Source organism: Streptomyces sp. NPDC003379, from assembly GCF_053589195.1.
Genome location: NZ_JBSFRK010000014.1, coordinates 204,281 through 213,109, shown reverse-complemented (window position 1 = coordinate 213,109; position 8,829 = coordinate 204,281). Strand labels below are relative to the sequence as shown.

The 8,829-nt window shown below is 71.0% G+C and carries 8 protein-coding genes; 3 read left to right on the top strand and 5 right to left on the bottom strand.

The window, feature by feature from the left end; translation table 11 throughout:
- Positions 1–601 precede the first annotated feature (601 nt).
- On the top strand, positions 602–1,612 hold the full coding sequence (gene trpS / locus ACWDVB_RS16525; protein ID WP_451515226.1) for a tryptophan--tRNA ligase: 1,011 nt from the start codon (positions 602–604) through the stop codon (positions 1,610–1,612).
- On the opposite strand, the gene ACWDVB_RS16520 is transcribed toward trpS, so the two are convergent.
- Positions 1,567–2,592 carry a GlxA family transcriptional regulator gene (locus ACWDVB_RS16520; protein WP_451515227.1) on the bottom strand — a complete coding sequence of 342 codons (1,026 nt, stop codon included), beginning with the start codon at positions 2,590–2,592 and terminating at the stop codon, positions 1,567–1,569. The genes trpS and ACWDVB_RS16520 overlap by 46 nt on opposite strands.
- Before the next feature lie 74 nt (positions 2,593–2,666).
- Here ACWDVB_RS16520 and ACWDVB_RS16515 point away from each other — a divergent pair, with 74 nt between their 5' ends.
- Positions 2,667–3,251, top strand: coding sequence for a cysteine hydrolase family protein (locus ACWDVB_RS16515; RefSeq protein WP_451515228.1), 585 nt, complete (start codon positions 2,667–2,669; stop codon positions 3,249–3,251).
- 20 nt (positions 3,252–3,271) lie between these two features.
- Here the strand turns inward: ACWDVB_RS16515 and proC are convergent, their stop codons facing one another.
- The 4 genes from proC to ACWDVB_RS16495 all read right to left on the bottom strand — a co-directional run bounded on the left by proC (position 3,272) and on the right by ACWDVB_RS16495 (position 6,351).
- Positions 3,272–4,096, bottom strand: coding sequence for a pyrroline-5-carboxylate reductase (proC, locus tag ACWDVB_RS16510; protein ID WP_451515229.1), 825 nt, complete (start codon positions 4,094–4,096; stop codon positions 3,272–3,274).
- A gap of 94 nt (positions 4,097–4,190) precedes the next feature.
- Positions 4,191–4,928, bottom strand: a complete 738-nt coding sequence (locus ACWDVB_RS16505) for an ABC transporter permease (RefSeq protein WP_451515230.1) — start codon at positions 4,926–4,928, stop codon at positions 4,191–4,193.
- Positions 4,929–4,954: 26 nt separating this feature from the next.
- The gene (locus tag ACWDVB_RS16500; RefSeq protein ID WP_451515231.1) at positions 4,955–5,797 is read right to left on the bottom strand and encodes an ABC transporter ATP-binding protein; all 843 of its coding nucleotides are present in this window, start codon (positions 5,795–5,797) and stop codon (positions 4,955–4,957) included.
- A gap of 71 nt (positions 5,798–5,868) precedes the next feature.
- Positions 5,869–6,351, bottom strand: coding sequence for an EamA/RhaT family transporter (locus ACWDVB_RS16495; protein WP_451515232.1), 483 nt, complete (start codon positions 6,349–6,351; stop codon positions 5,869–5,871).
- Positions 6,352–6,523: 172 nt separating this feature from the next.
- Here ACWDVB_RS16495 and ACWDVB_RS16490 point away from each other — a divergent pair, with 172 nt between their 5' ends.
- Entirely contained in the window at positions 6,524–8,782 is a 2,259-nt protein-coding gene (locus tag ACWDVB_RS16490) for a protein kinase domain-containing protein (protein ID WP_451515233.1), read from the top strand.
- The last annotated feature ends 47 nt before the right edge of the window (positions 8,783–8,829 follow it).

The following is an 8,829-nucleotide window of genomic DNA, read 5'->3' as shown; positions in this document are numbered from 1 at the left end:
CTATCAGACTCTTTCGTGTCCGACTTCCTCGGTGCCTTTCCGGTTCCCGCTCCGGCCTTTCGGCTTTCGCGTTTCCCTTTCCGGCGGTTCCGACTCTATCAGATCCTTTCGGGCCTGATTCCCAGTCAGCGGGAGTTGTCTTCGCGGCTGTTGGGCCGTTCCGACGAGTGAGACTTTAGCGGAATCGTGGCTCCCGACCTAATCGGGGGCGTCCTTTCGAACGCCGATTCCTCATTTCGCAAATACACATGAAAACGAGCCGAAGGCGGATCCCGGAAGGGAACGCGACGTCGATCGCTTGATGGTTGTTGCGGAATGGCTGCCCGGGGACCGACCAAGTGGTCGACGCTCACGTCGGGCAACTCGGAGAACACTACGTATGCCCTCCTGGAGTGTCAACTCCCTGCCGGGGGGTCCCCCCAGCGCTAGTCTGAAGGGCATGACAACGCATGCGTACACCCAGCTGTGGTGGGCCGCCTGACGGCGGCCGTACATACGCATGTACCCAACGGCCGCCGTCTCGGCGGCCGTTCGTGTTTCTCCCCCTGGAGGACCCGGAGCCCGGTCGTCGGGCCGGCGGTCCCGAGCAGGAGGCGGAGAGATGACGAGGATCTTCAGCGGGGTCAAGCCGACGGGGCATCTGACCCTGGGGAACTACCTGGGAGCCATCCGGCAGTGGGCCGAGGTGGACCAGTACCGGGCCGAGTCGCTGTTCAGCGTCGTGGACCTGCACGCGCTGACGGTGGACCACGATCCCGGTCGGGTGCGCAGGCTCAGTAGGCAGGCGGCGACGCTGCTGCTCGCGTCGGGGATCGATCCCGAGCGGGCCACCGTCTTCGTCCAGAGCCATGTCGACGAGCATGCCCGGCTCTCGTATCTGCTGGAGTGCGTCGCCACGGACGGCGAGATGCGGCGGATGATCCAGTACAAGGAGAAGTCCGTGCGCGAGCGGGCGCGGGGCGGGAGCGTGCGGCTGTCGCTGCTCACCTATCCCGTGCTGATGGCGGCGGACATCCTGGCGTACGGGGCCGACGAGGTGCCCGTCGGTGAGGACCAGACGCAGCACGTCGAACTCACTCGGGACCTGGCGGTGCGGTTCAACCAGCGGTACGGGCAGACGTTCGTGGTGCCTCGTGCCACGCCTCCCAAGGTGGCGGCGCGCGTCATGGACCTGCAGGACCCGGTGTCGAAGATGGGCAAGTCCCACGAGGCGGGGGCCGGGATCGTCTATCTGCTGGACGAGCCGGACATCGTGCGGAAGAAGATCTTGCGGGCGGTCACGGACAGCGGCAGCGAGGTCGCCTTCGACCGCGAGTCAAAGCCTGGGGTCTCGAATCTGCTGGAGATCCTCGCCGCTTGCGGAGGCGGGAACCCAGAAGCCTTGAGCGGTGTATACGAGTCGTATGGCGCACTGAAAAGGGACACCGCCGAGGCCGTGGTGGAACTTCTCAGGCCCGTACAGGAGCGGCACAAGGAGCTGGTGGCGGATCCCGCGTATGTAGAGGAGGTGTTGCGGCAGGGGGCTGAGCGGGCCAGGGGGATGGCCAGGCCGACGGTGGACGGTGCCTATCGGGCGATCGGGCTGTTGCCGCCGGTGAACGAGGTGCGGTAGGCGCGGGGGCTGGTGGCGAGGCGCGATGCGAAGTGCTGGCGCATCGTGACCTCGCTGCCGAATCCCGCGCGGCGGGCCACCTCGGGCATGGGCAGGTCGGTGCGTTCGAGCAGCTTCTGTGCGGCCGCGATGCGCTGGTCCAGGAGCCAGCGGAGTGGGGTCGTGCCGGTGGCTGCCGTGAAGTGGCGGGCGAAGGAGCGTGCCGACATGCCTGCGCGGGTGGCGAGGTCGGTGACGGTGAGCGGTTCGTGGAGGTGACGGAGGGCGTATTCGCGTACGGAGGCGAGGGCATCGGCGTCGCGGTCGGCGCGTGGTGTGGGGTACTCGATGAACTGGGCCTGGGTGCCGGTGCGGAAGGGGGCGGTGACCATGGAGCGGGCGATGGTGGCTGCTGTTTCGGAGCCGTGGGCGGTGCGGACCAGGTGCAGGCACAGGTCGATGCCGGCGGCTGTGCCCGCGGCGGTCCAGATGTTGTCGTCCTCGATGAAGAGGGCGTCGGGTTCGACGTTGACCAGGGGGTGATGGGTTCGGAGGAGTTCGACGAGGTTCCAGTGGGTGATCGCGCGGCGCCCGTCCAGGAGTCCTGCCTGGGCGAGGGCGAAGGCGCCGCCGCAGAGGGCCGCGATGGTGATGCCTCGTGCGTGGGCCGTGCGCAGGGCTTCGAGGATCGGCTGCGGTGCGGGCGTGAGGTGTTCGTCCAGGCCGGGGACGACGATCAGGTCCGTGCCGGTGAGCCGGGTCAGCCAGGCGAGGGTGCGGTCGGGTGCGAGCGTGAGTCCGCCTCGGATGGGGACGGGGGCGGGGTCCGCGGCGACGCGGCGGAGGTCGAAGCGTGGGACACCGCGGTCGGAGCGGTCGGTGCCCCAGACCTCGGTGATGACGGAGACGTCGAAGGCACGGATGCCGGGAAAGGAGAGGAGGGCGATCCGCTGGGGGTGTTCGGGGGTCTCCGTGGAGGCGGCGGTGCTGGTGCTGGGCACGGTGGCAGTAAACCATCGATCGCTGGCTTCTGCGCCTCTGGGGTGGCGGTGGCCGTGGCGGCAGCATCGTGGTCATGGAGATCGCAGAGAACGCAGCGCTGGTCGTGGTGGACGTACAGAGGGGGTTCGAGGAGGAGGAGTTCTGGGGGGCCAGGAACAATCCGGCGGCCGATGACAACATCGCCGCACTGATCGACGCGTGGCAGACGGCGGGGCGTCCGGTGGTCTTCGTACGGCATGACTCGCCGAAGCCGGGGTCGCCGTTGCGGCCGGGTTATAAGGGGAACGACTTCAAGGAGTACGTCGAGGAGCGGCGGGGGAAGGGGGCAGGGCCGGAGCTGTTGCTGACGAAGACCGTGAACTCGGCCTTCTATGGGACGCCGGATCTGGACGCGTGGCTCAAGGCCGCGGGGATCACGCAGTTCGTGGTGGCCGGGATCCAGACCAACATGTGCGCGGAGACGACCGCGCGGATGGGTGGGAATCTCGGGTACGAGGTGTTGTTCGCGCTGGACGCGACGTACACCTTTGATCTGGCGGGGCCCTTTGGATGGCGGCGTGGGGCGGAGGAGTTGGCGCAGGCCTCGGCGGTTTCCCTGCATGGTGGGGGGTTTGCTGAGGTGGTGACCACCTCGTCGCTTCTCTCGCCGGGGGCGTAGGTCCGGGGCTTGCCGCTGCGTCAGTTGTTGTTGCCGGAGGCCAGTTCGCGGCTGCGGTCTCGGGCGGCTTCCAGGGCGGCGATGAGGGCGGCGCGAACGCCGTGGTTCTCCAGTTCGCGGATGGCGTTGATCGTCGTGCCCGCGGGGGACGTGACGTTCTCGCGGAGCTTCACGGGGTGTTCGCCGCTGTCGCGGAGCATGACGGAGGCGCCGATCGCCGCCTGGACGATCAGGTCGTGGGCCTTGTCGCGGGGCAGGCCGAGCAGGATGCCCGCGTCGGTCATGGCCTCGACGAGGAAGTAGAAGTAGGCGGGGCCCGAGCCGGACAGGGCCGTGCAGGCGTCCTGCTGTGTCTCGGGGACCCGCAGCGTCTTGCCGACGGCGCCGAAGATGTCCTCGGCGTGGGCCAGCGCGTCGGCGGTGGCGTGGCTGCCGGCGGAGATGACGGACATGCCTTCGTCGACGAGGACGGGGGTGTTCGGCATGACGCGGATGACCGGGGTGCTCTCGGCCAGGCGTTCTTCGATGAAGGCGGTGGTGATGCCGGCGGCGGCGCTGATGATGAGGCGGTCGGCGGTGACGTGCGGGGCGAGTTCGTCGAGCAGCTTCGCCATGTCCTGGGGCTTGCAGGCGAGGATGAGGGTGTCGGCCTGCTTGGCGGCGTCGGCGTTGCTGACGGGGGTGACGCCGTAGCGGGTGCGGAGCTCGTCGGCGCGTTCCTGGCGGCGGGTGGTGACCAGGAGGTCGGCGGGGGCCCAGCCGCCGCGGATCATGCCGCTGAGCAGGGCTTCACCGATCTTTCCGGTGCCGAGGACTGCGACTTTCTGGCTCGTGGTGCGGCTCATGAGCGGGGCCTCCGGGGTTGCGTCGTCCGAGGGCCATCCTCGCATTGGGGTGCGTCGGGCAGGTGGTGCGTCCGGTGGGCGGACGGGCCGGGGTTCAGGCCGTGCGGCGGCGCAGGGTCGCCGCGCCCAGGGCGAGGACCAGGAGGGCGCAGGCGGCGACGATGACGGCGTCGCGTACGAAGTCACCGGTGATGTCGGGGTGGCGGAGGACTTCGTTCATGCCGTCGACGGCGTAGGACATGGGGAGGATGTCGGAGATCCGCTCCAGGGCCGGTTGCATGCTGGGGCGGGGTGCGAACAGGCCGCAGAGCAGGAGCTGGGGGAAGATCACCGCCGGCATGAACTGGACGGCCTGGAACTCGGACGCGGCGAAGGCGGAGACGAAGAGGCCGAGGGCGGTGCCGAGCAGGGCGTCGAGCAGGGCGACCAGGAGCAGCAGCCAGGCGGAGCCGGTGACGTCCAGGCCGAGGGCCCACAGCGCGAGCCCCGTGGCGAGGGCGGACTGGACGATGGCGAGGGCGCCGAAGGCGAGGGCGTAGCCGGCGATGAGGTCGCCTCTGCCGAGGGGCATGGCGAGGAGGCGTTCGAGGGTGCCGGAGGTGCGTTCGCGGAGGGTGGCGATCGAGGTCACCAGGAACATCGTGATGAGCGGGAAGATGCCGAGGAGCGAGGCGCCGATGGAGTCGAAGGTGCGGGGGTCGCCGTCGAACACGTAGCGCAGGAGCAGCAGCATCACGCAGGGGACCAGGATCATCAGCGCGATGGAACGCGGGTCGTGGCGGAGCTGGCGCAGGACGCGGGCGGCGGTGGCGAGGGCGCGGTAGGGGTTCATCGGGGGCTCCTCGTCTCTCCTGGCGTTCAGCGGGACGGGGCCGTGGCCTCGTCCACGAGGTGGAGGAAGGCCGCTTCGACCGTGTCGGAGTGGGTGCGGGCGCGCAGGGCTTCCGGGGTGTCGTCGGCGAGGATCTCGCCGTCGCGCATGAGGAGGAGGCGGTGGCAGCGTTCCGCCTCGTCCATGACGTGGGAGGAGACGAGGATGGCGGCGCCTCGTTCGGCGGCGATGGTGTGGAAGAGGTTCCACAGGTCGCGGCGGAGTACGGGGTCGAGGCCGACGGTCGGCTCGTCGAGTACGAGGAGTTCGGGGGCGCCGAGGAGTGCGACGGCGAGGGAGACGCGGCTGCGCTGGCCGCCGGAGAGGTTGCCGGCGAGGGAGTCGGCGTGCGAGGTGAGGTCGACGTCATCGATGGCTCGGGTGACGTGGTCGCGGCGGCGTTCGGCGGCGGTGCCGCGGCCGGGGTCGAGGACGGCCGCGAAGTAGTCCAGGTTCTGGCGGACGGACAGGTCGTCGTAGACGGAGGGATGCTGGGTGACGTATCCGATGCGGGAGCGCAGGTCGGGGGCGCCCGCCGGGTGGCCGAGGACGCACAGGGTGCCGGTGACCTTGGCCTGGGTGCCGACAACCGCGCGCATGAGGGTGGACTTGCCGCAGCCGGAGGGGCCGAGCATCCCGGTGATCCGACCTCGCGGAACCGCGAAGTCGAGGCCGCGGAGGACGGTGCGGGGGCCTCGGACCACGGTGAGGTCCTTGGCGAGGATGGCGGGGCCGGGGCCAGGGCCGGGGCGGGTCTCGTCGCCGTTGGGCTGGTCGCCGTCGGTCTGGCTGAGGAGGGCATCCCTCGGACGCCGCCTGTTATTCATCACACGATGAATAATCCTCCGGGGGGTGTGGCCCGTCAAGGGCTCGTGGGGGCGGCGGCCGGAAACGGCGCGCGTCAGGCCCTGCGCCTCTTCCGTGACGGGTTGCCCGTCCGTCGTGACGTCCGCTTCGCGTACTGGATGCGTGCCGCCTCGTACTCCTCGCGGTGCAGTTGTTCACCCGGGGCCTCGGTCAGGGAGCGGACGAAGTAGGCGAGGAGGCTGCCGATGAAGCCGATCGTCAGCAGGCCTCGCATCGAGGCCTGGGACGCCGGGTCGTGGCGCTTGGTGAAACCCTCCCAGGTGCGGCGGAAGGCGAGCGCGCTACAGATCGCGAACATCACGACGACGAGGAGGTTGACGAACTTGCCCACGTCCGCGATGGCCAGACCCTCGTACGCGAAGCGCAGCACGAAGCAGCCCGCCGCCGCCGCGAGCAGCGAGCCGACGGCGACACCGGCACGGCGGGCGCCGTAGCCGCCGTCGTGGGCGACCCACGTCGCGCCGAAGAAACGGATGGGCTCGGGCCGCGGGCCGGGGATGGTGGGTTCTTCGCTCACCTTTTGATTATCGCCCGGTGAGGGGGCGTGCCCGGCCGGGCGGCGACACGAGGGCTGCGTGGCGCGGCGCCGCGGCGCGCCCTATTCGTCCCCCTCCTTGTCCTCCCCCACCACCCGGCGGCTACGTTGGGCGGCGTAAGACGTAACGGGGGATCGCGGGGAGGTCCGGACAGTGTCACTCCGTGGAGGAGACCCGGAGGAGATCGGCGGCTATCCGCTGGAGGCGCGGCTCGGCGCCGGCGGCATGGGCACGGTCTTCCTGGCGCGCACGGCTTCGGGGCGCCCCGTGGCGATCAAGCTGATCCACCAGCAGTTCGCGGACGACGAGGAGTTCCGGATCCGCTTCCGGCAGGAGGTGGCCGCGGCCCGGCGGGTCAGCGGTGCCTTCACCGCGGCCGTGATCGACGCCGATCCGGAGGCCGCGCATCCGTGGATGGCCACGACGTACATCGAAGGCCATACGCTCGCCCAGCGCATCGCCAAGCACGGGCCGATCGGCGGCGCCGAGCTGCGCACGCTGGCCATTGGTCTGACGGAGGCGTTGCGCGACATCCACCGTGCGGGGGTCGTGCACCGGGATCTCAAGCCGTCCAATGTGGTTCTCTCCCCCGAGGGGCCCCGGGTCATCGACTTCGGCATCTCGCGCGCGGCGGACCAGCAGACGCTGACGATGACGGGGCGGGTCATCGGGACGCCGCCATTCATGTCGCCGGAGCAGTTGCAGGCGCCGCGCGGGGTGGGGCCGCGCTCCGACGTCTTCTCGCTGGGCACGCTCCTCGTCTACGCGGCGACGGGGCAGGGGCCCTTCGACGCCGACAGCCCGTACATGACGGCGTACCAAGTCGTGCACGAGCCGCCGTCGTTGGGTTCGGTCCCGGTCGCGCTGCGGAAGGTCGTCGAGCCGTGCCTGGCGAAGGACCCGAAGGACCGGCCCTCGGCGGACGAACTCCTCGTACGGCTGCGGGACCTGCCCACGGATCTCGGGGGCGCGGCTCCCTCGGGGGGTGGCGCGCGCAGTACGCGTGAGACGGATACGCAGCACCATCTGTCCACGGATGACGCCACGCCGCCTCCGACCGCCCCGCAGCGGGCCGGCACCGGTGCCCCCGGTACCCGCCGCCGCCCGCGTGCCGTACTCGCGGCCGTCGTCGCCGTCGCCGCGATCTGCGGCGGCGTCGCGCTGATGCGGGGCGGTGACTCCGGCGGGCCGGGCGGCGCAGGTGACGCAGGTGGCGCGGGCGACGGGGGACGCAACGTCGCGGCGACCGGGGCGCCCCTCCCGGACGGGTTCCGGCCGTGGCGGAAGACGGTGCCCGGCGGCCGGGCGGACATCCCGGACGAGCTGCGGTGCGAGGCACGCGGTGACGCGCTGTTCTGCGGGGGCGGCGGGGTCGTCGCGACCCGGATCAGGGCGTCCGACGGTTCCCGCGTGTGGACGGAGAAGAGTCCGGGCGTGCCGGTCCAGGGCATGCATCTGGTGGGCGTCACCGACGACACGGTGCTCGGTTACCGCTTCGCGGCCGAGGGCGCGACCGGTCCGGCCACCGAAGTGGTCGCCGTCGACGCGGACAAGGGCGAGGAGCTGTGGTCCGTGCCGTCCGGCGCCCAGTCGACGGCCGTGACGGGGCGGACGCGGGACGCCGTGGTGCTCGGCTCCACCGTCGTGACGGTCGACGCGTCGAACTCCCGCTTCGAGGGGCGGCGGGCGCACAGCGGGAAGGTGCTGTGGCGCGAGCCGTTCCCCTCGGGCACGCAGTGCGCGCCGGTTCCGGCGGGCACGCGGCTGTACGCGATGTGCGCGCCGGACGCCGAGGTGTCCTCGGGCGAGGTGCGCCACCCCGTTCTGCGCGCCGTCGACCTGGCCTCGGGTCGCCTGGGCGGGGCCGTCGCCGTCAAGGGCCCCGTCATGCCGGTCGGTACCGCCGGTGACAGTCTCGTACTCCTTCATCAGCGGATGGAGGGACCGGCGTCGGTCGGCTTCGACGGGGTGACACGGGTGGACCGGGCTCTGCGCAAGGTCACGTACTCGCGCCTGGCGAAGACGTACGACGGTACGCCCGCGACGGCGGGCGGCACGGTCTATGTGAGCGGGCGGACCGGGCTCGTCACGGCGCTCGACCCCGCGACCGGCCGGAAGAAGTGGTCCCGGCAGACGGGCGTGGAGGGCGCGTCGGGGCCGGTGGCCGGGGACGGCGACGGCGACGGCGACGGCGACGGGGTGCTGTACTTCAGCTCGGCCAGCGGCAGGGTCGTCGCGCTCTCCGCACTCAAGGGCGAGCCGCTGTGGACGACGAATCCGCGGGCCGACGGCGTGGCGGGCGAGGTGAACGCCGCGCCGCGCGTCACCGTCGCCGGGCGCCTGCTGGTCGTGGCCGCGGCCAAGAACACGGTGCTCGCCTTCGACGCGACGACGCCGCCGAAATCCGGCTGAGCCCACTCCTCCGGGGCCCGGCAGTTCCCCGGGCCGTGCGCCGCCGT